The 25399-nt window shown below is 63.4% G+C and carries 27 protein-coding genes and 2 tRNA genes; 24 read left to right on the top strand and 5 right to left on the bottom strand.

Annotation, left to right across the window (positions count from 1 at the left end; translation table 11 throughout):
- Genes ACGYK7_RS07785 through ACGYK7_RS07755 form a run of 7 tightly spaced genes read left to right on the top strand, consistent with a single transcriptional unit; the run spans window position 1 to window position 5471 of the window.
- Window positions 1–762, top strand: coding sequence for a thiazole synthase (locus ACGYK7_RS07785; RefSeq protein ID WP_394400657.1), 762 nt, complete (start codon window positions 1–3; stop codon window positions 760–762).
- The gene (locus ACGYK7_RS07780) at window positions 759–1355 is read left to right on the top strand and encodes a thiamine phosphate synthase (RefSeq protein WP_394400656.1); all 597 of its coding nucleotides are present in this window, start codon (window positions 759–761) and stop codon (window positions 1353–1355) included. Before ACGYK7_RS07785 ends, ACGYK7_RS07780 begins: the two co-directional genes overlap by 4 nt.
- On the top strand, window positions 1352–2314 hold the full coding sequence (locus ACGYK7_RS07775; protein ID WP_394400654.1) for a ThiF family adenylyltransferase: 963 nt from the start codon (window positions 1352–1354) through the stop codon (window positions 2312–2314). The genes ACGYK7_RS07780 and ACGYK7_RS07775 overlap by 4 nt, the downstream gene beginning before the upstream one ends.
- Before the next feature lie 37 nt (window positions 2315–2351).
- The gene (locus ACGYK7_RS07770) at window positions 2352–3299 is read left to right on the top strand and encodes an ABC transporter substrate-binding protein (RefSeq protein WP_394400651.1); all 948 of its coding nucleotides are present in this window, start codon (window positions 2352–2354) and stop codon (window positions 3297–3299) included.
- Complete coding sequence (locus tag ACGYK7_RS07765) at window positions 3296–3979, top strand: TenA family protein (RefSeq protein ID WP_394400648.1); 684 nt, start codon at window positions 3296–3298, stop codon at window positions 3977–3979. The genes ACGYK7_RS07770 and ACGYK7_RS07765 overlap by 4 nt, the downstream gene beginning before the upstream one ends.
- Window positions 3976–4725 carry an ABC transporter ATP-binding protein gene (locus ACGYK7_RS07760; protein ID WP_394400646.1) on the top strand — a complete coding sequence of 250 codons (750 nt, stop codon included), beginning with the start codon at window positions 3976–3978 and terminating at the stop codon, window positions 4723–4725. The genes ACGYK7_RS07765 and ACGYK7_RS07760 overlap by 4 nt, the downstream gene beginning before the upstream one ends.
- On the top strand, window positions 4725–5471 hold the full coding sequence (locus tag ACGYK7_RS07755; RefSeq protein WP_394400643.1) for an ABC transporter permease: 747 nt from the start codon (window positions 4725–4727) through the stop codon (window positions 5469–5471). The genes ACGYK7_RS07760 and ACGYK7_RS07755 overlap by 1 nt, the downstream gene beginning before the upstream one ends.
- A gap of 163 nt (window positions 5472–5634) precedes the next feature.
- On the opposite strand, the gene ACGYK7_RS07750 is transcribed toward ACGYK7_RS07755, so the two are convergent.
- Both ACGYK7_RS07750 and ACGYK7_RS07745 read right to left on the bottom strand, forming a co-directional pair.
- Window positions 5635–6183, bottom strand: coding sequence for a helix-turn-helix domain-containing protein (locus ACGYK7_RS07750; protein WP_394400640.1), 549 nt, complete (start codon window positions 6181–6183; stop codon window positions 5635–5637).
- An 87-nt stretch (window positions 6184–6270) separates the two neighbouring features.
- On the bottom strand, window positions 6271–6984 hold the full coding sequence (locus ACGYK7_RS07745) for a GNAT family N-acetyltransferase (RefSeq protein WP_394400638.1): 714 nt from the start codon (window positions 6982–6984) through the stop codon (window positions 6271–6273).
- A gap of 114 nt (window positions 6985–7098) precedes the next feature.
- Between ACGYK7_RS07745 and hemN the strand changes: the two genes are divergently transcribed.
- From hemN to ACGYK7_RS07725, 4 genes are all read left to right on the top strand, one after another.
- Complete coding sequence (hemN, locus tag ACGYK7_RS07740) at window positions 7099–8454, top strand: oxygen-independent coproporphyrinogen III oxidase (protein WP_394400635.1); 1356 nt, start codon at window positions 7099–7101, stop codon at window positions 8452–8454.
- 161 nt (window positions 8455–8615) lie between these two features.
- Complete coding sequence (locus ACGYK7_RS07735) at window positions 8616–8960, top strand: DUF3140 domain-containing protein (protein WP_394400632.1); 345 nt, start codon at window positions 8616–8618, stop codon at window positions 8958–8960.
- 335 nt (window positions 8961–9295) lie between these two features.
- On the top strand, window positions 9296–10249 hold the full coding sequence (locus ACGYK7_RS07730) for a TAXI family TRAP transporter solute-binding subunit (protein ID WP_394400630.1): 954 nt from the start codon (window positions 9296–9298) through the stop codon (window positions 10247–10249).
- A 61-nt stretch (window positions 10250–10310) separates the two neighbouring features.
- On the top strand, window positions 10311–12095 hold the full coding sequence (locus ACGYK7_RS07725; RefSeq protein WP_394400628.1) for a TRAP transporter permease: 1785 nt from the start codon (window positions 10311–10313) through the stop codon (window positions 12093–12095).
- Window positions 12096–12763: 668 nt separating this feature from the next.
- Here ACGYK7_RS07725 and ACGYK7_RS07720 read toward each other — a convergent pair.
- A tRNA-Ser gene (locus tag ACGYK7_RS07720) sits at window positions 12764–12853 on the bottom strand.
- A gap of 168 nt (window positions 12854–13021) precedes the next feature.
- Here ACGYK7_RS07720 and ACGYK7_RS07715 point away from each other — a divergent pair.
- The 7 genes from ACGYK7_RS07715 (at window position 13022) to ACGYK7_RS07685 (ending at window position 19640) form a co-directional block, all read left to right on the top strand.
- Window positions 13022–13999: an SPOR domain-containing protein gene (locus ACGYK7_RS07715; RefSeq protein WP_394400625.1), complete on the top strand. Its 978-nt coding sequence runs from the start codon at window positions 13022–13024 to the stop codon at window positions 13997–13999.
- Between the two features lie 22 nt (window positions 14000–14021).
- Complete coding sequence (locus ACGYK7_RS07710; protein ID WP_394400623.1) at window positions 14022–15212, top strand: D-alanyl-D-alanine carboxypeptidase family protein; 1191 nt, start codon at window positions 14022–14024, stop codon at window positions 15210–15212.
- Entirely contained in the window at window positions 15209–15853 is a 645-nt protein-coding gene (tmk, locus tag ACGYK7_RS07705; RefSeq protein ID WP_394400621.1) for a dTMP kinase, read from the top strand. Before ACGYK7_RS07710 ends, tmk begins: the two co-directional genes overlap by 4 nt.
- 52 nt (window positions 15854–15905) lie before the next feature.
- The gene (locus ACGYK7_RS07700; RefSeq protein WP_394400618.1) at window positions 15906–17018 is read left to right on the top strand and encodes a DNA polymerase III subunit delta'; all 1113 of its coding nucleotides are present in this window, start codon (window positions 15906–15908) and stop codon (window positions 17016–17018) included.
- A gap of 13 nt (window positions 17019–17031) precedes the next feature.
- Window positions 17032–17838, top strand: coding sequence for a TatD family hydrolase (locus ACGYK7_RS07695; RefSeq protein ID WP_394400615.1), 807 nt, complete (start codon window positions 17032–17034; stop codon window positions 17836–17838).
- Entirely contained in the window at window positions 17838–18647 is an 810-nt protein-coding gene (locus ACGYK7_RS07690; protein WP_394400612.1) for an MBL fold metallo-hydrolase, read from the top strand. The genes ACGYK7_RS07695 and ACGYK7_RS07690 overlap by 1 nt, the downstream gene beginning before the upstream one ends.
- Before the next feature lie 63 nt (window positions 18648–18710).
- The gene (locus tag ACGYK7_RS07685; RefSeq protein WP_394400609.1) at window positions 18711–19640 is read left to right on the top strand and encodes an AEC family transporter; all 930 of its coding nucleotides are present in this window, start codon (window positions 18711–18713) and stop codon (window positions 19638–19640) included.
- 50 nt (window positions 19641–19690) lie between these two features.
- Here the strand turns inward: ACGYK7_RS07685 and ACGYK7_RS07680 are convergent.
- Window positions 19691–19774, bottom strand: a tRNA-Leu gene (locus ACGYK7_RS07680).
- A 134-nt stretch (window positions 19775–19908) separates the two neighbouring features.
- On the opposite strand from ACGYK7_RS07680, the gene ACGYK7_RS07675 reads away from it, so the two are divergent.
- Entirely contained in the window at window positions 19909–20430 is a 522-nt protein-coding gene (locus ACGYK7_RS07675; RefSeq protein ID WP_394400606.1) for a Hint domain-containing protein, read from the top strand.
- On the opposite strand, the gene ACGYK7_RS07670 is transcribed toward ACGYK7_RS07675, so the two are convergent.
- On the bottom strand, window positions 20427–21281 hold the full coding sequence (locus tag ACGYK7_RS07670) for an NAD(P)H-hydrate dehydratase (RefSeq protein WP_394400604.1): 855 nt from the start codon (window positions 21279–21281) through the stop codon (window positions 20427–20429). The genes ACGYK7_RS07675 and ACGYK7_RS07670 overlap by 4 nt on opposite strands.
- A gap of 211 nt (window positions 21282–21492) precedes the next feature.
- Between ACGYK7_RS07670 and ACGYK7_RS07665 the strand changes: the two genes are divergently transcribed.
- The 5 genes from ACGYK7_RS07665 to ACGYK7_RS07645 all read left to right on the top strand — a co-directional run bounded on the left by ACGYK7_RS07665 (window position 21493) and on the right by ACGYK7_RS07645 (window position 25226).
- Window positions 21493–21831, top strand: a complete 339-nt coding sequence (locus tag ACGYK7_RS07665) for a P-II family nitrogen regulator (protein ID WP_067266338.1) — start codon at window positions 21493–21495, stop codon at window positions 21829–21831.
- 49 nt (window positions 21832–21880) lie between these two features.
- Window positions 21881–23287 (top strand): type I glutamate--ammonia ligase, encoded by a 1407-nt coding sequence (glnA, locus tag ACGYK7_RS07660; RefSeq protein ID WP_394400602.1) that lies wholly within the window; start codon window positions 21881–21883, stop codon window positions 23285–23287.
- Between the two features lie 138 nt (window positions 23288–23425).
- The gene (locus ACGYK7_RS07655) at window positions 23426–24016 is read left to right on the top strand and encodes an exopolysaccharide biosynthesis protein (protein ID WP_394400599.1); all 591 of its coding nucleotides are present in this window, start codon (window positions 23426–23428) and stop codon (window positions 24014–24016) included.
- 82 nt (window positions 24017–24098) lie between these two features.
- Window positions 24099–24329 carry a hypothetical protein gene (locus ACGYK7_RS07650; protein WP_394400596.1) on the top strand — a complete coding sequence of 77 codons (231 nt, stop codon included), beginning with the start codon at window positions 24099–24101 and terminating at the stop codon, window positions 24327–24329.
- A 96-nt stretch (window positions 24330–24425) separates the two neighbouring features.
- Window positions 24426–25226: a lytic transglycosylase domain-containing protein gene (locus ACGYK7_RS07645; RefSeq protein WP_394400593.1), complete on the top strand. Its 801-nt coding sequence runs from the start codon at window positions 24426–24428 to the stop codon at window positions 25224–25226.
- Window positions 25227–25399 lie beyond the last annotated feature (173 nt).

The following is a 25399-nucleotide window of genomic DNA, read 5'->3' as shown; positions in this document are numbered from 1 at the left end:
ATGCGCGATTTCTACGGCACCACCCTGCCCCTACCGCTGATGCTGGGCACCGCGCGCTACCCCTCGCCCGCGGTGATGGAGGCCGCATTTCGTCAAAGCGCCGCGCCGGTCGCCACGGTTTCCCTGCGCCGCGAACAGGGCGCGGGACAGGCGTTTTGGGAGATGGTGCGCGGCTTAGGCGTGCATCTGCTGCCCAATACCGCCGGCTGCCATTCGGCGCGCGAGGCGATCACCACAGCGCAGATGGCACGGGAGTATTTCGGCACCAATTGGATCAAGCTGGAGGTCATCGGCGATGCCGACACCCTGCAACCTGACCCCTTCGGGCTGGTCGAGGCTGCCGAGGCGCTCTGCGCCGACGGCTTCGAGGTCTTCCCCTATACTACCGAGGATCAGGTGCTGGCCGCGCGGCTGGTCGATGCGGGCTGCCGGGTGCTGATGCCTTGGGGCGCGCCGATCGGCTCGGGGCTGGGGCTGAACAACCTGCACGGGCTGCGCAGCCTGCGGGCGGCATTTCCCGATGTGGCCATGGTGATCGACGCGGGCCTCGGCCTGCCCAGCCATGCCGCGCAGGCGTTGGAAATGGGGTTTGATGCGGTACTTTTGAACACCGCCGTGGCCGAGGCCCGCGATCCCGCCGCCATGGCCGAAGCCTTTGCGCTGGCCTGCCGCGCGGGCGCGCTTGCCGCCGCCTCCGGCCCCATGGGCCAGCGTGACATGGCCGTGCCCTCCACCCCCGTCATCGGAAAGGCTTGGCTATGAGCTTGCCGCGTTTCTACCCCGTCTTCGACAGTGCCGCATGGGTCGCGCGGGCCGTGCCCTTGGGCGTGAAGCTGGTGCAACTGCGCATCAAGGACGCGCCGGAAGACCGGTTGCGGGCCGAGATCACAACCGCGCTCGACCTCTGCCGCCGGCACGGCGCGCTGCTGGTGGTGAATGACCACTGGCAACTGGCGATTGAACTGGGGGCCGATTGGCTGCATCTGGGGCAAGAGGATTTGGACAGTGCCGACCTCCCCGCGATCCGCGCCGCCGGGCTGAAACTGGGTCTGTCGACCCATGACCACGCCGAGCTTGACCGCGCGCTGGCCCTCGCCCCCGATTATATCGCCCTCGGCCCCGTCTATCCGACCATCCTGAAAAAGATGAAATGGAGCGAACAGGGCCTCGACCGTTTGACGGAATGGAAGGCGAGGATCGGGGATATCCCGCTTTGCGCCATCGGCGGCATGTCAGTCGCCCGCGCGCCGGGGGCCTTTGCCGCCGGGGCCGATACGGTGGCGGCGGTCACGGATATCACGCTGAACGCAGACCCCGAGGCGCGGATGCGCGAATGGCTCGAGGTGACCGCATGAGCCGCTACGCCCGCCAGACCGTTCTGCCGCAGGTCGGTGCCGCGGGGCAAGCGCGGCTCACGGCGGCGCATGTGCTGGTCGTCGGGGCCGGTGCGCTGGCGGTGCCTGTGCTGCAATATCTCGTCGGGGCCGGTGTCGGACGGATCACATTGCTCGACGGCGATCAGGTGGCCTTGAGCAATCTGCACCGCCAACCGCTCTACCGGATGGACGATATCGGCAGGCCCAAGGTCCGTGCCGCCGCCGAGGCGATGGCGGCGCTGAACCCCGAGGTAACGTTAGACCCGCAAGCCGAATGGCTCACCCCCGCCAATGCGCCCGCGCTGCTGGCGGACTGCGATATCGCGCTCGACTGCGCCGACACTTTCGCCGCCAGCCTGACCCTGTCGGACGAAGCCTGCGCACAGGGCAAACCGCTGATTTCAGCCTCGGCCCTTGGGCTGTCGGGCTATGTCGGTGGTTTCTGCGGGGGTGCCCCCTCGCTCCGCGCTGTTTTCCCCGACCTGCCGCAGACGGCAGCCACCTGTGACACGGCGGGTGTTTTGGGGCCCGTGGTCGGAATGATCGGCGCGGCACAGGCGCAGATGGCGCTCTCGGTCCTGCTGGGTCTCACGCCCTCCCCGCTGGGGCAACTCTTGATCTGGGACGCCGCGCAATGGCGCATGTCGGGCTTTCGGTTCGATACCGCGCCCGAGCCCGCGCGCGCCGCGGGTTTCATCGCCGAATGCCATATCACCCCGCGTGATATGGTCATCGACCTGCGCGCCGAGGCGCCCGTGCCCTTCTCACCCCAAGCGCGCCATGTCCCGCCCGAGGCGCTGCCGAACCTGCCACTGCCGCCCGACACCCCCCGCATCGTGCTCGCCTGCCGCACCGGCCTGCGCGCGCATCACGCCGCCAACACCCTCCGCCCCCGCTGGCCGGGCAAGATCGCCCTGCTGGCCCTGCCCGGCGCCTGACCCTTTCCCCGCACAAACGATAAACTGGAGACCCTTCGTGAAAAACATCCTCGCCCCCCTTGCTCTGACGCTGATCGCGGCCCCCGCCTTGGCCCAAGACAAGATGACCGTCATGCTCGACTGGTTCGTGAACCCCGATCACGGGCCAATCATTCTGGCCCAGGAAAAGGGCTATTTCACCGATGCGGGGCTGGAGGTCGAACTGGTCTCCCCCGCCGACCCGAATGAGCCGCCGCGCATGGTGGCGGCGGGCCGGGTCGATCTGGCGGTCTCCTACCAGCCGGAACTGCATCTCGCCCAGCGCGAGGGCTTGGACCTGCGCCGCGTGGGCACGCTGATTGAGACACCGCTTACCTGCCTCGTCGTCCGCGCCGGTGGGCCGGTGCAAAAGATGGCGGACCTGAAAGGCCGAAAGGTGGGTTTCGCCGTGGCGGGCGTGCAAGAGATGCTGCTGGATGCGATGCTGAACCACAATGGCGTGGACCCTGCCGAGGTCGAGCAAATCAATATTGGCTGGTCGATCTCCCCCGCTCTGATGTCGGGGCAAGTCGACGGGGTGATCGGCGCTTTCCGCAATTTCGAGCTGAACCAGATGGCGATCGAAGGCCATGAGGGCCGCTGCTTTTACCCCGAAGCCGAGGGTGTGCCCGCCTATGACGAGTTGATCTACGTCGCCCATGCCGAAGAGATGGACCGCGACATGATCGCCCGCTTCCTGCGCGCCACCGAACGCGCCGCCGCCGATATCGTGAATGACCCGGCGGCCAGCGGAGAGGTCTTCTTTGCCTCCGACGCCGAGCTGCGCAACGAGTTGAACACCCGCGCATGGGAAGACACATGGCCCCGTTTCGCCACCCGCCCCGCCGCAGTGGACCACGGGCGCTACGACCGGTTCGAGACCTTCATGCAGGAAAGCGGCGTTGTGGAAACCGTGATCCCCGCCGCCGATCTGGTGGTCGACGTTACAGCACAAGCGAAACCATGACGGCACCCGATTATGGCGAAGCCTTTGCCGCTTGGCGCGCTAGTGCCGGAGAAACATGGCGGGCCTATACCCGCCATGACTTTGTCGAACAGCTGGGCGGCGGCAGCCTGCCACAGGCCAGCTATCTGCATTACCTGCGGCAAGACTATGTCTTTCTGATCCACTTCGCCCGCGCTTGGGCGCTTGCCGCCGCCAAGGCGGAAACGCTGGATGAAATGGCCGCCGCGAGTGCCACGGTCCATGCGCTGGTGCATGTGGAGATGCCCCTCCATGTAGAGACCTGTGCAGGCCAAGGCATCGACCGCGCCACGCTTGAGGCCACGGCAGAGGCTACCGGCAACCTTGCTTATACGCGCTATGTTCTGGAAGCGGGCTATTCCGGGGATTTCCTTGACCTGATGGCCGCCCTCGCCCCCTGCGTTCTGGGCTATGGTGAGATCGGCTTGGCCCTGCGGGGCAATGACGGCCCCTATGCCGATTGGTGCGCCGTCTATGGCGGTGAAGAGTACCAAGCGCTGTGCCGCGATGTCGGCGCGCTGATCGACGGCGCGCTGGCGCGACGTCTGGGCGCGGATTGGCACATCCTGCCCCGAGCCAAGACCTTGCAAGAGCGTTTCAACACGGCCACGACGCTTGAAGTTGGCTTTTGGGACATGGCGCTGTCGCCCGCGGCAGCATGACCGCCCCTGCGGTGCATTTATTAGGCGCGCTTCACGGCGCTGCTGGCCCTTTGATCGACCATTTCGATTTCACCCTCAAGGCCGGGCAATGGAACGTCTTGCTCGGCCCTTCGGGTGTTGGGAAAACCTCGCTGTTGCGTCTGCTTGCGGGTTTGCCCACCGCCGCCCGGCTGGAGGGCCGTATTGCTGCCGATGACAATCACCCCCTCGCCCCCCGTGTCGCGATGATGGCGCAGGACGATCAACTGCTGCCTTGGGCAAATGCGGTTGAGAATGTCACCATCCCCGCCCGGCTGCGCGGAGAACGGGCGGACCCTACCCGCGCCGCAGCACTTTTGGCCGAGGTCGGGCTGCGCGCGGAGCTGCGCCGCAAACCTGCCGCGCTTTCCGCCGGTCAGCGCCAGCGCGTCACCCTCGCGCGCACGCTTTACGAAGACCGCCCCGTGGTCCTGCTGGACGAACCTTTCTCGGCCCTCGATGTCCTGACCCGCCTTAAAATGCAGGATTTGGCGGCACGACTGCTTTGCGGGCGAACCGTCGTGCTGATCACCCATGACCCGGCTGAGGCCCTGAGGCTCGCCGATCACGCTTGGATCGTGAGCCGCGATGGGGTGACCCCCTGCCCCCTGCCCAAAACGCCGCCACCGCGCCGGATCGACGCCCCCGAGACACTTGCCGCCCAAGCTGACCTGCTGCGCCACATGGGGCTGGATATGGGGCTGGCCTCCCCCGCGCAGGTCGCCTGATGGTATTGACGCTGCATAAATTAGGGCGCGGCATGGTCTGTTTCGCGCTCGCGCTCGCGATTTGGCAGCTTGTCGTCACCCTCAGCGGCGTGCCGCGTTTCATCCTGCCGGGGCCATGGCTTGTCTTGCAAGCCCTGGCCGGGAATGCCGCGCTGCTATGGCAGAATGCGCTATGGTCGGCGGGCAATCTGGCGCTGGGCTTGAGTTTGGGCATTTTTCTCGGCATCGAGACGGCGCTGTTTCTGACCCTCTCGCGCCGCGCGCGCTGGCTGCTGCGCCCCATGCTGGTGGTGGCTCAGGCTGTGCCTGTCTTCGCCCTCGCCCCGGTCATTACCCTCTGGCTCGGCTACGGGATGCCCTCCAAGATCGCAACCATCGCGCTGGTCACATATTTTCCCATCGCCTCGGCCCTTTTTGACCGGCTGATGGCGCTGCCCACAGGGCTGCGCGATCTGGCGCATCTGTCGGGCGCCAACCGTTGGCGCGAAACCCTGCTGCTGCGCCTGCCCCACGCCCTCCCGGGCCTGATCTCGGGCCTGCGTCTGGCGGTGGTCTACGGGCCCCTCGCCGTGCTGATCGGCGAATGGGTCGGCTCTTCCCGCGGGCTGGGGCACCTGATGCTGATGGCCAACGGCCGCGGCCAAACCGCCCTGATGTTTGCGGCCCTGATCGTCTTGGCGGCGCTGTCGCTGCTGCTTTGGTCCGCGGTCGAAGCGCTCGCCCGCTGGACGGCACGGCGGTATTAGGCCCCTTGGAACCCCAGAACCGCGTGGTGCCCCTATGTGCCACAACTTGAGCGATTGTCTATCACCTTGCAGGAGGTGCACTGCAAACAGCCCGATAAAGCTTTCGACTGCTTAAAGCAGACCTATAGCACCATGTCGAAAGAGCGCTCGTTCCCCCCACCGATCAGACAGCATTCGATGACTGACGGTACAGGCTCGGAGACGTGCCATAAGACTTGCGAAACTCACGGTGAAAATGCGTAGAGTCGGAAAACCCTGCATCGGCGGCAATCTCTGCGATCCGGTCCTTGGTATGCGTCAAACGCCAACGCGCATAGCTAAGCCGCATCGAACGGAAATACCGAGACGGGGATTGCCCCATCGCCTGATTGAACCGCCGATCAAGTTGGCGGGCACTGATCCCCACCTCGGCGGCCAGCAGATCCATCGACGGGGGCATATTGATTTTCTGCTCCATCAATGCAGCACAGCGCCGTACCACCTCATCTTTCACATGATGGGTGCTCTTCGAAAAATGTGCTTGGGGGAAGGTTCCCGCCCGCTGGCCTTGCATCATCACAGCACGGTCCGGTGCCCCAGTGGAGCCTGCGCAGGTGATCCGCGCCTCAGCGTCCAAGAACATCCGGGCACCGCCAAAGTTATCGGCTATGCCAAATGGTTGATCGATGAAACCGACCCCGTCGGCCGCGGGTTCACCATTACCTAAAAGCAACGCCGGGATAGTTGGCCGCCGCGACCTAGGTGGCGGCCATCCATCTGATAGCCGCCGGATGATACATGCCCGTCTGGGATGCTCCGGTCAGTTCAACGACAACTGCGCAACACATTCGGCCCCGCGGCAACGTATCTCTCCCCCTTCTTCGATGCAGAGTTTTCTGATCGCGATATTGCTGCGCAAGAAGTTCACATCCACCGTCTCAATATTGCGCGCGCGCGCTTCGGCCAGACCGCGATGGAATAGCCTTCGACCATAGCCGCGCCCTTGATAGGCGTCCTCAACCGAAAGCCCGATCTCCGCATGGGTGCTGTCGATGCAATGAAGCTCCAATATTGCACGCAGAGCATCATCGCATTCGACTCCGAGGGTCAGGTCGGGGCTTGAGCCCCGAACCACGCGCAGCAATGCATCATCGTTGAGCCGGCCCATGAACCTCAGCTCTCGCGAGGCGGGGCTAAGCCTTTGGTAATGTTCGCAGAGGGTCTGCTTTAAATGCGGAAAGGGAACGGAACGAGGTTCTGGAACGGCGGTGTGCATGATGTCTCCAATCTCAACTCCAAGATGGGAAGCCGCCTCGCCCGGAGAAGATATGGAAAAGGGCAGGAGAAATGCGCTGTTCGCATAGGTTGCCGGAACGCCTGCGTATCCAGCCTGTGGCCCGCGCCGCGCGAATAGCGGGCTGCCGCGCTCGTCATTCTGTTGCCCTTCGGGCAGTTCCGAAAAACCGCAGGCGAGGCGCGCTTCAATTCCGCGATGGGCGTTGCTGGATAGGGAGTGGGCGGCAAATGCCGACATGGGCGCACAAACCCATAAAGGCCGCAGCGCGTCGCCCTCGCGGGACCGCCCTGATATTTGCAGTCGTTTTGATCCAGCGCAAAGACCACGCCACCCCGCCTCTAAACCGGTGCCATGGAACAGATACAGATGCTCGAGGCTCTCGGCCTCTTCGACGCGCGCGTGCCGCGCTATACCTCTTATCCCACCGCGGCGGCCTTCACCCCCGCCGTGGGTGCCGCGCTTCAGCTGTCAGCGCTTAGCGCCTTGGACCCCGGCGCGCCGGTCTCGGTCTATGTCCATGTCCCCTTTTGCGAGCGCTTGTGCTATTTCTGCGCCTGCCACACGCAGGGCACCAAGACGCTCAGCCCCGTCGAGCGCTATATCGAAGCCCTTGAGGCCGAGCTTGAGCTTCTACGCGCCGCGCTGCCGGCGGGCATGCGGATGGGGCGGATGCATTGGGGTGGCGGGACACCGACCATCCTGCCGCCCGCCCTCATCGACCGCCTGAACCGCGCCCTCCATCGGCTCTTCACCCCGACCGAGGATTTCGAGTTCTCTGTCGAGATTGACCCCACCCAGATCGACCCAGCCAAGATTGCGGCCCTTCGCGCCGCGGGTCTGACACGGGCCTCTATCGGCATTCAGGATTTCGACCCTGAGGTGCAGCAGGCCATCGGGCGCCTCCAGTCCTTCGAGGTCACGCGCCGCTGTGTCGACCAGTTGCGCGCCGCGGGGGTCACCTCGCTCAATACTGACTTGGTTTACGGTCTGCCGCATCAGACCATGGCGCGGCTGGAGGATACCATCGAAAACACCCTGTCCCTTGCCCCGGATCGCGTGGCGCTTTTCGGCTATGCGCATGTGCCGTGGGTCGCGAAACGGCAGAAGCTCATCCGCGAGGCGACACTGCCCGACGCGGTCGCACGTTATCATTTTGCCGAAGAGGCCGCGGCACGCTTCGCCGCCGCGGGCATGGAGGCAATCGGCATCGATCATTTCGCCACGCCGCAGGATGGGCTGACCCATGCAAGGGAAAACCGCCGTCTGCGCCGGAATTTCCAGGGCTACACGGATGACAATTGCCAAACCCTGATCGGCCTCGGCGCCTCGTCTATCTCGCGCTTTCCGGGGGGTTACGTTCAGAACGCCCCCGCGACGGCAGCCTACACCGCGCGCATCGCGGCTGGCGACTTGCCCGGCACGCGCGGCTACGCCTTGAACGACGCGGACCGCCTGACCGCGCGGGCGATCGAGTGTCTGATGTGCGACTTTGCCCTCGACCTGAACGCATTGGCAGAAACCTTCGGCGCGCGGGCCTTCGATCTCGCGCCCGAGTTGAAAGCCATCGCGACCCGCTACATGCCCTTCGTGCGCTTGTCCGAAACGCGCCTTGAGATCCTGCCGGAAGGGCGCGCCCTGACCCGCATGATCGCATCCATGCTGGACCGAGAGGTGCCGGAGGGCATGCGCTATTCGCAAGCTTCCTGAGCTTTGACCGGCTCGCCCAAGGCCCGGAGCGGTTCGGGCTCTGCCCAGTTAACGGCAGGCCGAAGGGCGCGCGTCCAACTCGCTGTGGCAGACCGCCGTGACCGATCGGAACAATGCGCGTGCGGGCCGGTTTCTTCCTAGTAATGAAGTGGGGAAAGAAAATGTCTTCATCGAAATCGAAGGACGAAATCTGGGACGAGTGGCGCGATCTGGTGAACATGGCACCGGCGGAACTGGAGGACTGGTTGGAGACCGAGGACTCCAAGTCCGTGGGCGACAGCGGAACCGGTGAAAGCACCGGGCACAAATCCGGCCGCCGGATCGTCAAGATCAAACGCACCAACAAGGACGACCTGACCGACGATCAGTGGGATCACATGGCAACCGTCGTCGGCTATATCAAACGGCACCTCTCCCAAGGCGGGCCGAAGGATGGTGTTGAAGACTCGAAATGGCGCTATTCGCTGATGAATTGGGGCCATGATCCTTTGAAGGGCGATAGCTGACGAACTGCGCCTTGCCCGAGTGATCTGCGAAGAAGCGCAGGCGGCGGCGCCTCTTCGCGGTTTGAGCGTCGATATCTCCGCCCCCCTTATGGCCTGTGATGCGCGCATCGCAGAACTTGCTGCGGGGGTGCAGCAAACCGCCGACCTCTGCCCTCGTCACATACCTTCGCCCCCGCGAGACCAAAGCGGACCGCCGTGTTGGTTCACGAGCCCTCCCGACAGCGAAACCTCATTCTCGACAATGCCGTAGTGTGCTGCCAGAAAGTCACCTAAAGGCAGCCCGGCATATGTTTCGCCGGGAGAACGTTGGCCTTGCGCTTGGAGGAGGAAAAACCATGAATGCGTTGAGACAGACTATTTGCGCGGCATTGGCCCTGGGGCTTGTGGGGGGTGCCGCGAGCGCCGAAACCAGAGTGACCTATAAGTCGGCCAAATCGGGCTCGTCCTACTATCAAATGGGCGTGGAGCTTGCCGAAGCCATGAAAGCGGGCAGCGGCGGCGACATCTCGGTTACCGTGGAAGAGAGCCAAGGGTCGGTTCAGAACGTCATGGAAGTCCGCGCGCGTGGGGCCGACTATGTCTTTACCACCCCGCCCTCCCTCGTTGGTCTGGCCCAGAACGGCAAAGCCATGTTTGAAGGCAAGACCGCACCTGCTTTCGATGAGATTCGCGCGCTTTTCCCGATCCCGTCGCTGACCATGCATTTCGTGATGTCTCAGGACAGCGGCGCCACTGCGCTTGCCGACCTGGAAGGCAAAAGCATCCTGCTGGGCAAAGGGTCTTTCGGCGCGACCGAAGGCGCGAAGTATCTGGATATGTTCGGACTGGCGGACAGTGTCGAGATTGCGGATGCGGAATTGAGCAACGCCGTGGCCGCTTTGAAAAACGGGCAGATTGACGGGTTTGTCACAGCGGGTTCCTTCCCGGCGCCAAATGTCGTCGAAGCCGCCGCTTCCACCCCCGTTACCGTGATCCCGTTGTCGGATGCGCAGATCACCCAATCCAAACGGACCCGCATTGTCATTCCGGCAGGCACCTATGCGGGGCAAGAGCAAGATGTCACCACAACGTCCCTGCCCGTGGTCGCCTTCACGACAACCAAGATGGACGATGAGACGGCCTATCAACTGACGAAAACCTATTGGGAAAACAAAGCCAAGATGGCCGATACTTCGCCGTGGTGGGGCAATGTCACGCCCGAGTTGATGGCCAATATCACCACTGAACTGCACCCCGGCGCGCTGCGCTATTACGAAGAAGCCGGGATCGCGACAGAGACCTCGCAATAACAGGACGCGCGGCGCGGGTTTTCCGCGCCGCGCTTGCCCAGCCAAAGCCGGACCTCCATAGATGACAAACCTCCCCGAAAGCCGATTGGCGGCGAGTTTCTGGATCGCGCTGGCCGTCGCGCTGGTCGCATATCACTTGGCGCTGGTGTTTTCGGGCTTGGTGCCGAACCTCATCAGCAGGCCGCTGCATATGGCCTTTATCCTGCCCTTCGCCTTGGTCTTTGACGCGCAGACGCCGCTGCGGCGGATCACCGGAAGCATATTGGCGGCATTGGGCATCGCCGCAGCGCTTTGGGTGGCAATCAACAGCGATGCGCTTGGCGATCAATACGGGTTCATCGAGAGCAACTTCCAGCTCGCCATGGCGGTGACCCTGCTTTTGGTGGTGCTTGAAACGGCGCGGCGCGTGATCGGCTGGCCCTTGCCACTGGTCGCCGCTCTGGCCCTGCTCTATGGGCTGTTCGGGCAGCACATTCCCGGCGAGTTCGGGCATTCCGGCACGCCAATAGAAAGCTATTTCGGAACACTGACCATCGCTGAGGGCGGCATCTGGGGAACGCTCACCGGTGTCTCGGTCTCTGTCGTGGCGATCTTTGTCATCTTCGGCGCAGTTCTGAACGCCGGTGAAGCGGGGCAAGGCTTCATGAATGTCGCCGCCGCCGCCGCGGGGCGGCTGAAAGGCGGCGCGGCGAAAGTGTCTGTTTTGTCGTCGGCGCTCTTTGGGTCGATCTCTGGCTCAGCCTCCGCCAATGTCGCGTCCACCGGCGCGATCACCCTGCCTGCGATGACCAAACTCGGCTATCCCAAACGCCTCGCCGCCGCGGTCGAGGCCGTGGCCTCCTCAGGGGGGCAAATCATGCCGCCCCTGATGGGCGCAGGCGCTTTCGTGATGGTCGAACTGACCGGCGTACCCTACACCGGCATCATGGCTGCCGCCGCGCTTCCTGCGCTGCTTTACTTCGTGGCGGTCTGGGTTGGCATCAACGCCTACGCGCAGCGCTTCTCCCTCAAAGGTATCGCAGAGGCGGATCGTCCTGCCTTGCGCGACGTCGTGGTCACATCGCTCTTCTTCCTCGTCCCTTTTTCGGTTCTGCTTTGGGGGATGTTCGTCGCGCAGTTCACGCCGGAATATGCGGCGGCTATGGCGATCCTTGCCGCGGCGTTGCTCTTGTTCTTCAACGCGCAGCTCACTTTCGAGCCGCGCCAGATCGCCACGCGACTGGCAAGCGCAGTTCTCAATGCCGCGCGGCAGGTTGCCCTGATCGCCTCTATCATCCTTTGCGCCTCAATCATCATCGGCGTGCTGTCGATCACCGGTCTCGGCGTGAAGATCACCTCTCTCATTTTGGCGGGGTCCGGGGGGCTTCTTTGGCCGTCCCTGCTGCTCACGGCGCTTGCCTGCCTCATCTTGGGCATGGAAGTACCCACCACGGCGGCCTATGTGATCTGCGTCTCCGTCGCCGGGCCTGCGCTCATCGAACTGGGTCTGTCGCCGCTCCAAGCGCATCTCTTCGTCTTTTGGTTCGCGCTTCTGTCGACAATCACGCCCCCGGTCTGCGGCGCTGTTTTTATCGCCGCGGGAATGATTGGTGAGAATTGGCTGAAGGTCGCTCTGACAGCGATGGCGCTCGGCATTGGGCTCTACATCATCCCGCTCGGTATGGTCGCAAACCCGGATATGCTGAGCCTTTCGGACGCCCCACTGGCAGCTCTATTCGCGGCGGGTCGTGTCGCATTGGGGCTGACTCTGCTTTCATCCGGTTTGATCGGAGCACGACGGCCCTTGCCGACGCTCGCGCTCTGCGCAGGTGGGCTGGCTGTGGTGTTTTCTGGTCTGTGGGTTTGATCACGCGGCGTTAGAAACGGGCGATTAGTCATTTTGATAGTTTGCAGCACACCCGCAAACCAACTCGCGTTCGATTGGAGGCATGACCCGCGGCTGAGCTTTTATCCAGCCGCGCCCTGAGCGCGGTAAGTGTTTACGCAAATTGGCGCAGGTTGAGGAATGGCCAAACACGCGGCGCTTTCATCTCGCCCGGCAAGGCGAGCGATTGCGGAGGTCAGGGTTCGCCGTAATCAGCCGGGGTCAGGTAGCTCGATGCCGAACGCAGGCGTTTATGTTTGGTCTCATCAAGCAATTCACTTCACATCCCTCCGTCGATACTCCGTAGGCATTTGATCGAAGACAGCTTTTTTCGCAAAATTCAAACAAGGCGTCACGCAGGTCATCTGAAGCGTCGACATCTGGCAGGAACTGCAGGCCGGCATGAAGGGCTTTACTAAAAACCTAATGTGGAATGCCGATAACGGCTACGTCGAGCGCGGCCGGATGATTTAGCAGCGTATTATGAATTCAGTCCGGACAAGCGTTCACTCCACCCAAAATTACCATGAAAGGCTCGCGACCCGTCAGGTAAAAAGAAAGATAAGAGTACCGATACGGGGCTAAATTTTTCTACAAACACGACAACAAGGTCGCTGCCCCCGTTCCAATCAAATCCAATAGGGATGAATTGGCGGAGGAGGTGGGATTCGAACCCACGGTACGCTCTCACGCACGCCGGTTTTCAAGACCGGTGCATTCGACCACTCTGCCACTCCTCCGCAGCACGCTCCTCCTAGAGCGCCGGGATCGATTCGGCAAACGCACATTTCGCGGCCAGCCCCCGCGCCCCCTTTGGGGAAATTCGCCGATCTGCCCTGCGCGGTCTTTTCAAGCGCCGCCCGGTCGGGTTACTCTGCGCCAAAGCCCCTTTCAGAGGGGCGAAGGGCGTGCCGATCCAACGGCGCGACATTCTCGCGGGACATGGGTCGCGGCGCGCGACGACAGCAGGCAAGGACATCAAGGGCATGAGCAGGGACAATCAACCGTTGCGCATCAAGAAAAGCCGCGCGGCGGGCTTGGGCGTGGGCATTCTGGCAGTTGGGTTGCTGGCCGGTTGCGAGGGCGGTGATTTCAAACTCCCCTTCGGCGCAAACGAAGGCGCCAGCGCGCCGCGCAGCACCTCGACCAAACTGGTGGAGCGCGATGTCGAAGCGCCCGAGGTATTCTCGGCCACGGATGAGGGTCTTTGGGACGGGCGCCCCTCGCTCGGCGGGGTCTGGGTGGCGCATCCGGATGTGACCGAGCCCGAGCGCGTGATCGTGCGCAATGAGGCGAACGGGAAATTCGTTATCGGTGCCCTGTTCCGGCGTGAGCGTGAATTGCCCGGACCCAAACTGCAAATCTCGTCGGATGCCGCCGCCGCGCTTGGCATTCTGGCGGGTGCTCCGGCGCCGCTGAACGTGACCGCCCTGCGCCGCGAAGAAAGCGCCGCCCCGGAAGAGAGCTTTGAGGCCGAAAACAGTGGCAACGCTGCGGCCACTCTCGCCAGCCCCGCCCCCGTGACGGCCACGGCACTGGCGCCAGCTGCAACGGCCAGCACCGCAGCCCCTGCCCCGGCGAGTGCAAAACCGGCGGCCAAACCGCCCGCCCCTGCGGCCCCGAAACCGGCGCGCCCGGCGGCTGGTGCGAAACTGTCCAAACCCTATGTGCAACTGGGCATCTTCAGCGTGGAGGCCAATGCCACCCGCACCGCCAAACAGATGCGCGGCGCGGGCATGGTGCCCACCGTCAAGCAAAGCGCGATCAACAACAAACCCTTCTGGCGCGTGGTGATCGGCCCCGCCACCAGCAAATCCGAACTCGACGCCCTTCTCAAGAAGGTCAAGGCCGAGGGCTTTACCGACGCCTACGCCGTGTCGAACTGACAAACCGGAGGAAATGCTTCCTATGATCCGCCTTTTTGCCGCCGCCGTGGCGCTGGTGCTGACGCTTCAGCCTGCCGCCGCTTTCGATAGCCGCGCCACCGCCGCCTATGTGTTGGACCAGACCACCGGCACCGTGCTGCTGGCCAAGAACGCGGATGAGCCGCTGCCGCCCGCCTCCATGTCCAAGCTGATGACGCTCTACATGGCTTTCGAGGCCGTGGAACGTGGCAAGCAGAACGGCGGGCTCGATCTGGTCGAGAAACTGCCCGTCTCGGAACACGCCATGTCCTACGGCGGCTCGACCATGTTCCTTGACACCACCGATCGCGTGTCGGTCGAAGATCTTATTCGCGGCATCATCGTGCTGTCGGGCAATGACGCCAGCGCCGTGATTGCCGAAGCGCTGAGCCCCGACGGCACGGAATACGGCTTTGCCCGGCTGATGACACAACGCGCGCAGCAGATGGGGATGACCAACTCCACCTTCGCCAATTCCAACGGCTGGCCACAGGCGGGACATCTGATGTCGGTGCGCGATCTGGGGCTGCTGGCCAATCGGATTATCACCGACTATCCGCAGTTCTACCCGCTTTTCGCCGAGCGCGAGTTCGCCTTTGATGGCCGCGCGCCGCAGAACAAGACCAACCGCAACCCGCTTTTGGGGCTTGGCATCGGCGCGGATGGCCTGAAAACTGGCCACACCAATGAGGCGGGCTATGGGTTGGTCGGCTCGGCCAAACAGGGCGACCGCCGGGTGATCTTTGTGCTCTCGGGTCTCGACAGTGCCGCCGCCCGCGCGCAGGAGGCTGAATCGGTGGTCAACTGGGCCTTCCGTCAGTTCACGCAGCGCGATCTGGGCAACGCGGGCACCCGCATCGCCGAAGCCCCTGTGGCCCTTGGCACGACCCAATCGGTCGGGCTTGAGCTGAAAGACGATCTGTCGATGCTGGTGCCCGTCACCGGCGGCGATGAGATCGAGGCCGAGGTGATCTACACCGGCCCGTTCCAAGCGCCGATCAGCAAGGGGGACGAGTTGGGCGAATTGGTGGTCGACCGGGGCGATTTGCCCGCGATGCGCGTGCCGCTGGTGGCCTCCAACTCCATCGCGCCGGGCGGGTTCATGGTCAAGATGACCGCCGCCGCCTTGCATCTGATGAACCGCCTCAACGCCGGGCCGCAGGCGGCGCCCAGCGTGGAAGCGGAAGCTTCGTGACCAGCGCAGAGAAGGCCCGCGCGCCGGGCCTCTTCATCACGTTCGAAGGCATTGACGGATCCGGCAAATCCACCCAAGCGCGGCGTCTGGCGGAGCATCTGACGGCACAGGGCCATGACGTGGTACTGACCCGCGAGCCGGGCGGCAGCCCGGGGGCCGAGGAAATCCGCGCGCTTGTTTTGCAGGGCGATCCCGACCGCTGGTCGGCGCAGACGGAAATCCTGCTTTTCACTGCCGCCCGCCGCGATCATCTGGAACGCACCATTCGCCCCGCGCTCGCTGCCGGAAAGGTCGTGATCTGCGACCGGTTCGCCGACAGCACGCGGATGTATCAGGGCCTGTCGCGCGGCGACCTGCGGCAGATGGTCGACGACCTGCACGCGCTGATGATCGGGGTAGAGCCTGACCTGACCCTCTTGATCGACATGGACCCCGCCCATGGCCTTGAGCGCGCCCTCTCGCGCCAGACGGCGGAGGAACGGTTCGAGGATTTCGGCGTGGAACTTCAAGCCAAGATGCGCGCGGGTTTTTTGAGCCTCGCCGAGGAATTTTGCGACCGCTTCCATGTGATCGACGGGGGCCGCGACATCGACAGCGTGGCCCGCGACGTGACCGCGACCGTCGCCGTGCGTTTGGGCTGACCCACGCGCCCTGACCGCTTCCCTCTGCGGCGAAACATGCTAGACCGAGGCCATGACAGACGACGCCCCCCAGCCAGACCGTGTGGAAGGTGCCCGCCACCCGCGCGACACGCCGAAACTGATCGGCCAAAGCGCCGCCGAGACTGCCTTTCTCGACGCTTTCAACAGCGGCAAATTGCACCACGCGTGGATGCTGACCGGCCCGCGCGGCGTGGGCAAGGCGACGCTGGCTTGGCGCATCGCGCGGTTCCTTTTGGCAACCCCCGACCCGGATGGCGGCATGTTCGACCTGCCCCCGGCCGACACGCTTGAGATCGACCCCGAGCACCCGGTCGCCCGCCGCGTGGCCGCCGGGGCCGAGGCGGGGCTGAAATCCGTCACCCGCACGCTGAACCCCGACACCAAGAAAGTGCGCAAGCAGATCGTCGTCGATGACATCCGCGCGCTGAACGGCTTCTTCCAGATGTCCGCCGCCGATGGGGGCCGCCGCGTTGTCATCATCGACGACGCGGATGAGATGAACCCCAACGCTGCCAACGCGCTGCTGAAGATGCTGGAGGAACCCCCGGAGCGCGCCGTCCTGCTGCTGCTCAGCCACCAACCCTCCAGCCTTTTGCCCACCATCCGCTCGCGCTGCCGCACCCTACGGCTCGGCACGCTCGACGCGGATCAGATGGCCGAGGCGCTGGCCGGCTCGGGTGTGGAGGTTGAAGACGATCCTGCCGCACTGGCCGAGCTTTCCGGCGGGTCGGTCGGCGGGGCGCTGCGCCTGTCGCTGATGGGCGGGGTGAAAACCTATGCCGATCTCGTCGGGCTGATCTCTTCGCTGCCGCAACTCGACCGGGGCCGCGCCATCAAACTGGCCGAAGCCGCAGCACAGCGCGGGGGGGAGGCGAAACTCGACCTGCTCTTTACCCTCTTGGACCTGCTGCTGGTTCGTCTGGCACGTACCGGAGCCACAGGTGCGCCGCCCGCGCAGCCCGCCTGCGCCGATGAGATCGCGGTGCTGCAACGCCTCTCGCCCAGCCCCGCACAGGGGCGCGCATGGGCCGATGCGGCGCAGCAGATATCCGACCGCGCCCGTCACGGGCTGGCGGTGAACCTTGACCCTGCCGCGCTGGTCCTAGATACCCTGCGGCAGATAGGCCAGACGGCGCCAAGATAGCCGAAAGGACAGCATGACCGACACGCCCCAGATCACCGACAGCCATTGCCACCTCGACTTCGAGAGCCTGCAAGAAGACCTGCCCGGCGTCATCGCCCGCGCGGCGGAGGCTGGCGTCACCCGCATGGTCACCATCTGCACCCGGCTAAAGAACGAGCCCAGCGTGCGGGCCATTGCCGAGGCGCATGCGCCGGTGTTCTACGCCGCGGGCACCCATCCGATGTCCGCCGCGGAAGAACCGATGGCTTCGGTCGACGACCTTCTGACCCTCGCTCAGCATCCTAAGATGGTCGGCATCGGTGAGACCGGCCTCGACTACCACTACACCGCCGAGAGTGCCGAGGTGCAAAAGACCTCCCTGCGCATCCATATCGCGGCGGCGCGGGAAAGTGGCTTGCCGCTGATCATCCATGCCCGCGATGCGGATGACGACATGGCCCGCATCCTGCGCGAGGAACATGCGAATGGCGCTTATAGCTGCGTCATGCATTGCTTCTCCTCCTCCGCTGAACTGGCCCGTGCCGCGCTCGATCTGGGGTTCTACCTGTCGATGTCCGGCATCACCGCCTTCCCCAAATCCCAGGCGCTGCGCGATATTTTCGCCGCCGCCCCGCTCGACCGAATTGTGGTGGAAACCGACGCGCCCTATCTCGCCCCGCCGCCGCATCGCGGCAAACCGAATGAGCCTGCCTTCACCGCCCATACCGCCCGCCGCGCGGCAGAGACCTTTGGCCTCGACTACGCCGATTTCGCGGCCTGCACGCAGGAGAATTTTGAACGTCTCTTCGCGAAAGCCGCCGCTTGGGAGCCTGCGCGCTGATGGCCGACCTGCGGGTGACCATATTGGGCTGCGGCTCTTCCGGCGGGGTTCCGCGGATCGGCGGCCACTGGGGCTCTTGCGACCCGAATGAACCCAAGAACACCCGCCGCCGCTGCTCGATCCTTGTGGAGCGGGTGACGGAGGCAGGCACCACCACCGTCTTGATCGACACCTCCCCCGACATGCGCAGCCAACTGTTGGACGCAGGCATCGGGCGGCTCGATGCGGTGATCTATACCCATTCCCACGCGGATCACGTTCACGGGCTGGACGATTTGCGCATGGTGGTGATGAACATGCGCGCGCGGCTGCCGGTCTGGGCCGATGCACCCACGCGGGACGCGCTGATCGAACGGTTTGGCTATGCTTTCGTGCAGCCCGAATGGTCCAGCTACCCGCCCATCCTCGACATGCATGAGATCACCGGCGAGGTCAGCATCGACGGCCCGGGCGGCAGGCTGAAGTTCGCGCCCTTCACCGTCACCCATGGCAATATCGACGCGCTTGGTTTCCGCTTTGACGATATCGTCTATCTGCCCGATGTCTCGGCCATCCCCGAGGCCTGCTGGCCGATGATGGACAACCTGCGCTGCTGGATCGTCGACGCCCTGCGGCGGGAGCCGCATCCGACCCATAGCCATCTGGCGCAGACGCTTGGCTGGATCGACCGGGTGGCGCCGCAGACGGCGGTCCTGACCAATATGCACAACGACCTCGATTATCACACCGTCGCCGCAGAGACGCCGGATCACATTCAACCGGCCTATGACGGGCTGACCCTTCATTTCCCCCTTCCCCATTCAGACTAGGCAGCGCCGGGCGCGGGCCTAAGGGTCGGCGCCCCCGCCGCACCCCCATAAGGCCCCTATCAAGTGCAAACTCTCTTAGACGTCATTCTGCCGGTCTTTCTGGTCATCGGCTTTGGTTATGTTGCGGTCTGGCGCGGGCTCTTCCCCGTGTCTGGCATCGACGGGGTGATGAAATTCACCCAGAATTTCGCCATCCCCTGTCTGCTGTTCCAAGCCATCGCCCGCATTGACTTATCAAGCAGCTATGACCCTCGCCTTTTGGGCAGTTTCTATGGCGGCGCGGCGCTTTGTTTTGCGCTAGGCATTCTTGGCGCACGGCTCTTGTTCCGCCGCGAATGGGAAGACAGCGTGGCGATCGGCTTCTGCTGCCTGTTCTCGAACTCGATCCTTCTGGGCCTGCCAATCACCGAACGCGCCTACGGGCCCGAGGCGCTGGCCGGGAACTATGCGATCCTGTCGTTCCACGCGCCCTTTTGCTACGGCTTGGGCATCACGGTGATGGAATTCGTGCGCAACCGCGGGCAATCGGGCCTTTCGCTGCTGCGCAACGTGAGCCGGGCGATGTTTCGCAACGCGCTGGTTCTGGCGATCCTCGGCGGCTTTGCCGTCAACCTCAGCGGCCTGCCGATCCCCGGTGTGGTGGATGACGCGCTGTCGCTCATCGTCCGCGCCGCCCTGCCCGCCGCGCTCTTTGCGCTAGGCGGCGTGCTGCTGCAATATAAGCCCGAAGGCGACATGAAGGCGATCCTGATGGTCTGCGCCATCGCCCTTCTGGTGCACCCCGCGCTGGTCTGGAGCTTTGGGACCATGCTGTCGCTGCCGCAGGCCGGTTTCCGGTCCGGCGTGCTGACCGCGGCCATGGCACCGGGGTTCAACGCCTATATTTTCGCCAATATGTACGGCCGCGCGCGCCGTGTGGCGGCCAGTTCGGTGCTGATCGCGACGGGCAGTTCGATCCTGACGGTATGGCTTTGGCTCACGGTGCTGGGCTGAAGCGGTCCGTGGGCGAAAAGCCTGCGTTATCAGAGATTTACAAGGGAAAGTGGTGCGGGTGAAGGGACTCGAACCCCCACGCCAAAGGCGCCAGAACCTAAATCTGGTGCGTCTACCAATTCCGCCACACCCGCACTGCACCGACCGGTGCCCGCGCTGATTAGCAAACCCGCGCGGCAGATGCGAGAGCAAAAAAGCACAAGACATTAACCGGATGTTTGCATATGGTTGGTGATACCTGAGGCAGGTACAATAGAAAGAGACGCCCATGAAACCGAATACGGTCGGGTGCGTAGGCGGCAATGATCGCCATGGGGGGCAGTTTTCCCCATTCGCTGCGCTGGACACCGGTCTTGTGCAGGGCGCCCTTATTTTGACGCTGGATGGTGAAATTCCGGTCGAGTATCTCTCGGTCGGGGATCGGGTCATTACGCGTGACAGTGGCTTTGCGAAAATCCTTCATATTCAACGCACAACCCGCAGCGTGCGGCGCATCGCGCTGGCGGCGGGTTCACTGGGCCACACGCGGCCCGAGCGCGACGTTGCGCTCGCCGGGGATCAGATGGTGCTGGTGCGCGATTGGCGCGCGCGGGCGCTTTTCAATTCCGAACGCGCCTTGGTCGCGGCGCGGGCCTTGGTCGACGATGAATTCATCACCGATCTGGGAGAGGAAGAGACAACCCTGATCCAGATATTCTGCGACGGCCCGCATGTGATCTATGCCGATGGGCTGGAGCTTGGCACCGCCGATGCCGCCCGCGCCCGCGGCGCGGTGTTGCACGCGGCCTAAACCTCCAAGTCCCTCAGTACCTGTGGCAACAGGTCGGGCAGGTCTTCGGCAATCAGCCCCGGCCCATGCAGCAGTGCTGCCTCGGCATGTATCCATGCCGCGGTGGCGGCCGCTTCGACAGGCGCGATCCCCCGCGCGAGAAGCCCGGTGATAAGCCCTGCCAAGACATCGCCCGCCCCAGCGGTGGCCAGCCAAGGGGTCGCGCGGTCTTGGGTCGCGCTATGGCGCCGCAGATCCCCCTCGGGCGTGGCGATGATCGTTTTCGGGCCTTTCAACAGGATCACGCAGCCGAACCGTGCGGCGGCCTCTCGCGCGGCCTGCGCCTTGGCCCCCTCCTCATCGGCCTTTGCCGCCTCGGCCAAATCCGGGGCCAGCCGCGCGAACTCCCCCATATGCGGGGTCAAAACGCAGCCGTCGTGCAGGGCGTCGCGTAGGTCGGCATCTTGCGACAGCAGGGTGATCGCATCGGCGTCCAAGACGACAGGCGACGCGGCGAGGGCGGCTCTGACAAGCCCTGCCGCGCACGCGCCAAGGCCCAGAGCGGGCCCGAGGCAGAGCGCATTGATCCGGCTGTCTTCAAGCGCTTCGGACAAGGCCGCGCCATCCGGTATCCGTTGCAGCATGACCGCCGTGAGCTGCATCGCCGCTTCGAGCTGCGCGGCGGGCGGCACGCCCAAGGTCACGGCCCCTGCCCCGATCCGCAGCGCCCCGCGCGCCGCCATACGCGCGGCACCGGTCTGACCCGGCCCGCCGGATAGGACGAGCGCATGGCCGTGGTCATACTTATGCCCCGGCTCTTTGCGCAGCACATCGAGGTTCAGGCTCTCGCGGGTGATCTCGGAAATACGCATGCAAAGGGATTTAGCAACTGCCGCCCAAAGGTACAGCCCGGAGGCGATTCACGAATGCTCATTTATTAGGCGCATTGCGCAAATTCTCAGCGCCTCTTGGCAAATGCATCCGCCGCGCCATGTTACCCCCTGCCCGGCGCTGGACGTTACGCGGGCGGGATGCTCTGTCAAAACCAGAGCATAAATGCGCGGGAATTGTCAGGGGATTACCATGAAAAAGATCGAAGCCATCATCAAGCCGTTCAAACTCGACGAAGTCAAAGAAGCCCTTCAAGATGTGGGCGTTCAAGGCCTCAGCGTGATTGAAGTGAAAGGCTTCGGCCGCCAGAAAGGCCATACCGAGCTCTATCGCGGTGCGGAATATGTGGTAGATTTCCTTCCCAAAGTGAAGGTTGAAGTGGTATTGGATGACGATCAGGTCGATGCCGCTATCGAGGCCATCGTCGACGCCGCCAAGACGGAGAAAATCGGTGACGGCAAAATCTTCGTTTCCCCTGTTGAACAAACAATTCGCATCCGTACCGGTGAATCCGGTTCAGACGCGCTTTGACAACGGCCCTCGGGCCTAGACTACGAATAGACCATAAAGGACCTACACGATGGATACCCAGGAATTCCTGAGCAAAATCAAAGATGAAGGCATCGAATATGTCGACATCCGCTTTACCGACACCCGCGGCGCCTTGCAGCACGTTACCATCGTGAGCGATCTGGTCGACGAAGACTTCCTTGAAGAAGGCTTCATGTTCGACGGCTCCTCCATCGCAGGTTGGAAAAGCATCGAAGCCTCCGACATGAAGCTGATGCCCGATGTCAGCACCGCCTATGTCGACCCCTTCTATGCCGAAACCACGATCTGCCTGCATTGCTCCATCGTCGAGCCCGACACCGGCGAAAGCTATGAGCGTGACCCCCGCGGCACCGCTGAAAAGGCCGAGGCCTATCTGCGGTCTTCGGGCATCGGCGACAACGCCTACTTTGGCCCTGAGGCCGAGTTCTTCCTCTTCGACAACGTCAAGTTCTCGAACGAAGTCAACAAGGTATCCTACGAAGTTGACGCATCCGACGGCTCGTGGAACACCGACACCGACTATGAAATGGGCAATATGGGCCACCGCCCGGGCCTCAAAGGCGGCTACTTCCCGGTGAACCCCGTGGACGAAGCGCAAGACCTGCGCGCCGAGATGCTTTCGACCATGAAGCGCCTTGGCATGAAGGTCGACAAGCACCACCATGAGGTTGCCTCCTGCCAGCACGAGCTGGGCCTGATCTTCGGTGAGCTGACCAAACAGGCGGATGAAATCCAGAAATACAAATACGTGATCCACAACGTGGCCCACGCCTATGGCAAATCGGCGACCTTCATGCCCAAGCCGATCTTTGGCGACAACGGCTCTGGCATGCACGTCAACATGTCGATCTGGAAAGACGGCAAGCCGTTGTTTGCGGGCGATAAATACGCCGATCTTAGCCAAGAAGCGCTGTGGTTCATCGGCGGCATTCTGGCCCACGCCAAATCGCTCAACGCATTCACCAACCCGACGACCAACAGCTACAAGCGTCTGATCCCGGGTTTCGAAGCGCCGGTTCTGCGCGCCTACTCTGCGCGTAACCGTTCGGGCTGCGTGCGTATCCCATGGACCGAAAGCCCCAAGGCCAAGCGCGTCGAGGCCCGTTTCCCCGATCCGGCGGCGAACCCCTATCTGGCGTTCTCGGCGCTTCTGATGGCCGGGCTTGACGGCATCAAGAACAAGATCGACCCGGGCGAGGCGATGGACAAGAACCTCTATGACCTGCCCGCGGAAGAGCTGGCGGACATCCCGACAGTGGCCGGTTCGCTGCGCGAAGCGCTCGACGAGCTGTCCAAGGACATGGACTACCTGCTGGCCGGTGACGTGTTCACCCGCGATCAGATCGAAGGCTACATCGGGCTGAAGATGGAAGAGGTTCTGAAATTCGAACAGACCCCACACCCGATCGAATTCGGCATGTACTACAGCTGCTGATCGGCCATCCGCCCCGCGGGGCGTGAGAGGAAATCGAAAGGGCGCGGCGCATTCCGCGCCCTTTTGCATGGCACCCCCCGGAACGGAGCCAGACTTGCCGCGTTTGCTTGGCAGAGCAGCAAGTAAGGGGTGCGCATGATGGCCAATGATTCAACGGCGTTGACAGATGTTGTTGATGAATTGAAAGACGCCTCCGAAGGGAAAGACACCGTCGACGTTGGCCAGTTGATCGACGCGCTCGACCAGCGCGGCTATGGTCCCGCCCTTGCCGTTTTGCCGTTGATAGAGCTTACCCCCCTTGGCGGCATTCCCGGCTTTCCAACCGCGCTGGCCCTTTTGGTGGGGACCATCGCGCTGCGGATGCTGCTGGGGTATGAGCATTTCTGGGCGCCGGGCTGGCTGCGCAAACGCAGCATGGATTCCGACAAGGTACTGAAGTCTGTCGAATGGCTGCGGCCCGTCTCGCAATGGATCGACGACAAACTCCAAGCTCGGCTCTCGCGTATCGCAGGCCCCGCCGGTCAGAAGGTTGCCTGCGTCGTCATCCTTGCCCTGTGCTTTGCCGTTCCCCCGCTTGAAGTGGTGCCCTTCGCCACCTCCGCGCCGATGATCGTGATATCCATCTTCGGGCTGGCGCTGCTCTATCGTGACGGGCTGCTGATGCTGCTTGGCTTTATCGGCGCCGGGATCGCGGCTTTTGCCGGGGTGTCTTATTTTCTGGGCAGCTGACCGCCCCGCGCCGCACCATTGCCATAAAAGAGCCACAGCGCTTAAGCAATCTTTACCATGACCCTGCGAAGGAAGCGGATAGATGGCGATGTCCACGACGACCTTTAACGAGCGGCTGCACCGCATCGAACAGCGCGCCAAACAGGCGCGCGGCAAGCAGCGCCGTGCCAAGCGCAGCCGGAAAGGGCTGATGTTTCTGGTAACCGTCGGCCTGCTGTTCGGCGGGGCAAGCTTTGCCCAAGACAGCGCCCCGCAGGTCAATCTCTGGGCCGGTACCGCCTTGGAATATATCCGCGCCCTTCTGCCGCGCTAAGGGACAAAGATTTTCCCTTTCCGTCGCCAAGTGAGTTGAACCGTTGCCCATATGGGCTAACCTTTGCTCGGCACACAGACGCAGAGGGTCAATCTCATGTTCAAAACACTTTTCACCACCACCGCGGCCATCTGCACCTTCATGGCCGCGCCCACTCTGGCCGCCCAATGCGGCAACACGGCCAATGGCTTTGACGCGTGGAAAGGTGCCTTCGCCCAAGAGGCCCGCGCCGCAGGCGTCGGCCAGCGCGGTTTGGATGCCTTGGCAAGCGCACGCTACGCCAATGGCACCATCGCCGCCGACCGGAACCAAAAGTCCTTCAAATACTCCCTGTCTAAATTCATGCAGGTGCGCGGCGCGGATACGATCGTGGCCCAAGGCCGCAAGCGCAAAGCGCGCAATGCCGGGCTTTATAACGCGCTTGAGCAGCGCTACGGCGTGCCTGCGGGTGTTTTGCTGGCGATCCACGGGATGGAGACAGGCTTTGGCGGGTTCATGGGCAATAGCGGTGTCGTCTCGGCCATCACCACGCTGGCCTATGACTGCCGCCGCTCAGACTTTTTCGTGCCCCATGCCATCGGCGCGTTGAAACTGGTCGACCGCGGCGCCATCACCTCGAACACCCAAGGGGCCAAACATGGGGAGTTGGGCCATACGCAATTCCTGCCGGGCAATGCGCTGACATATGGCGTAGATGGCAACGGTGACGGCCGGGTGGACTTCTATAACGAAGTCGACGCGCTGGCCTCGACCGCCAATTTCCTGCGCCAGAAAGGCTGGCAGCCGGGGGCGGGCTATCAAGAGGGTCAGCCGAACTTCCGCGTCATTCAGGCGTGGAACGCGGCGGGCGTATACCAAAAGGCAATCGCCATCATGGCGAGCCGCATCGACGGCTAAGACCACACTTAAACTTTGTTAAGCGGCGGCGCGTCCCAATCGGGGCGCGCCGCTTGCTTTTGTGCAAGGGGAACGCCTTTGCGCCCCATTTTACCCCCGCAAGCCAAGGGGTTCCCAGCAATCTTTTACCCCGCCCGGGGAACCGCGCGCGGCGTCAGTCGTTGGACCGTAGA

Origin of the sequence: Sulfitobacter sp. 1A15299, assembly GCF_043556915.1 — a bacterium.
In the GTDB taxonomy this organism is placed as follows: Bacteria; Pseudomonadota; Alphaproteobacteria; order Rhodobacterales; family Rhodobacteraceae; genus Sulfitobacter.
Note: the sequence above shows the minus strand (reverse complement) of the source record. Positions and strands in the feature narration are given on the sequence as shown.

Coding starts and splice junctions, on each gene's coding strand:
- ACGYK7_RS07710 (WP_394400623.1), top strand. CDS start 14,022: ATGATCCGCCTTTTTGCCGCCGCCGTGGCGCTGGTGCTGACGCTTCAG.
- ACGYK7_RS07775 (WP_394400654.1), top strand. CDS start 1,352: ATGAGCCGCTACGCCCGCCAGACCGTTCTGCCGCAGGTCGGTGCCGCG.
- ACGYK7_RS07735 (WP_394400632.1), top strand. CDS start 8,616: ATGTCTTCATCGAAATCGAAGGACGAAATCTGGGACGAGTGGCGCGAT.
- ACGYK7_RS07645 (WP_394400593.1), top strand. CDS start 24,426: ATGTTCAAAACACTTTTCACCACCACCGCGGCCATCTGCACCTTCATG.
- ACGYK7_RS07670 (WP_394400604.1), bottom strand. CDS start 21,281: ATGCGTATTTCCGAGATCACCCGCGAGAGCCTGAACCTCGATGTGCTG.
- ACGYK7_RS07700 (WP_394400618.1), top strand. CDS start 15,906: ATGACAGACGACGCCCCCCAGCCAGACCGTGTGGAAGGTGCCCGCCAC.
- ACGYK7_RS07765 (WP_394400648.1), top strand. CDS start 3,296: ATGACGGCACCCGATTATGGCGAAGCCTTTGCCGCTTGGCGCGCTAGT.
- ACGYK7_RS07760 (WP_394400646.1), top strand. CDS start 3,976: ATGACCGCCCCTGCGGTGCATTTATTAGGCGCGCTTCACGGCGCTGCT.
- ACGYK7_RS07755 (WP_394400643.1), top strand. CDS start 4,725: ATGGTATTGACGCTGCATAAATTAGGGCGCGGCATGGTCTGTTTCGCG.
- ACGYK7_RS07655 (WP_394400599.1), top strand. CDS start 23,426: ATGGCCAATGATTCAACGGCGTTGACAGATGTTGTTGATGAATTGAAA.
- ACGYK7_RS07730 (WP_394400630.1), top strand. CDS start 9,296: ATGAATGCGTTGAGACAGACTATTTGCGCGGCATTGGCCCTGGGGCTT.
- ACGYK7_RS07650 (WP_394400596.1), top strand. CDS start 24,099: ATGGCGATGTCCACGACGACCTTTAACGAGCGGCTGCACCGCATCGAA.
- hemN (WP_394400635.1), top strand. CDS start 7,099: ATGGAACAGATACAGATGCTCGAGGCTCTCGGCCTCTTCGACGCGCGC.
- ACGYK7_RS07780 (WP_394400656.1), top strand. CDS start 759: ATGAGCTTGCCGCGTTTCTACCCCGTCTTCGACAGTGCCGCATGGGTC.
- glnA (WP_394400602.1), top strand. CDS start 21,881: ATGGATACCCAGGAATTCCTGAGCAAAATCAAAGATGAAGGCATCGAA.
- ACGYK7_RS07695 (WP_394400615.1), top strand. CDS start 17,032: ATGACCGACACGCCCCAGATCACCGACAGCCATTGCCACCTCGACTTC.
- ACGYK7_RS07675 (WP_394400606.1), top strand. CDS start 19,909: ATGAAACCGAATACGGTCGGGTGCGTAGGCGGCAATGATCGCCATGGG.
- ACGYK7_RS07745 (WP_394400638.1), bottom strand. CDS start 6,984: ATGTCGGCATTTGCCGCCCACTCCCTATCCAGCAACGCCCATCGCGGA.
- ACGYK7_RS07665 (WP_067266338.1), top strand. CDS start 21,493: ATGAAAAAGATCGAAGCCATCATCAAGCCGTTCAAACTCGACGAAGTC.
- ACGYK7_RS07785 (WP_394400657.1), top strand. CDS start 1: ATGCGCGATTTCTACGGCACCACCCTGCCCCTACCGCTGATGCTGGGC.
- ACGYK7_RS07725 (WP_394400628.1), top strand. CDS start 10,311: ATGACAAACCTCCCCGAAAGCCGATTGGCGGCGAGTTTCTGGATCGCG.
- ACGYK7_RS07690 (WP_394400612.1), top strand. CDS start 17,838: ATGGCCGACCTGCGGGTGACCATATTGGGCTGCGGCTCTTCCGGCGGG.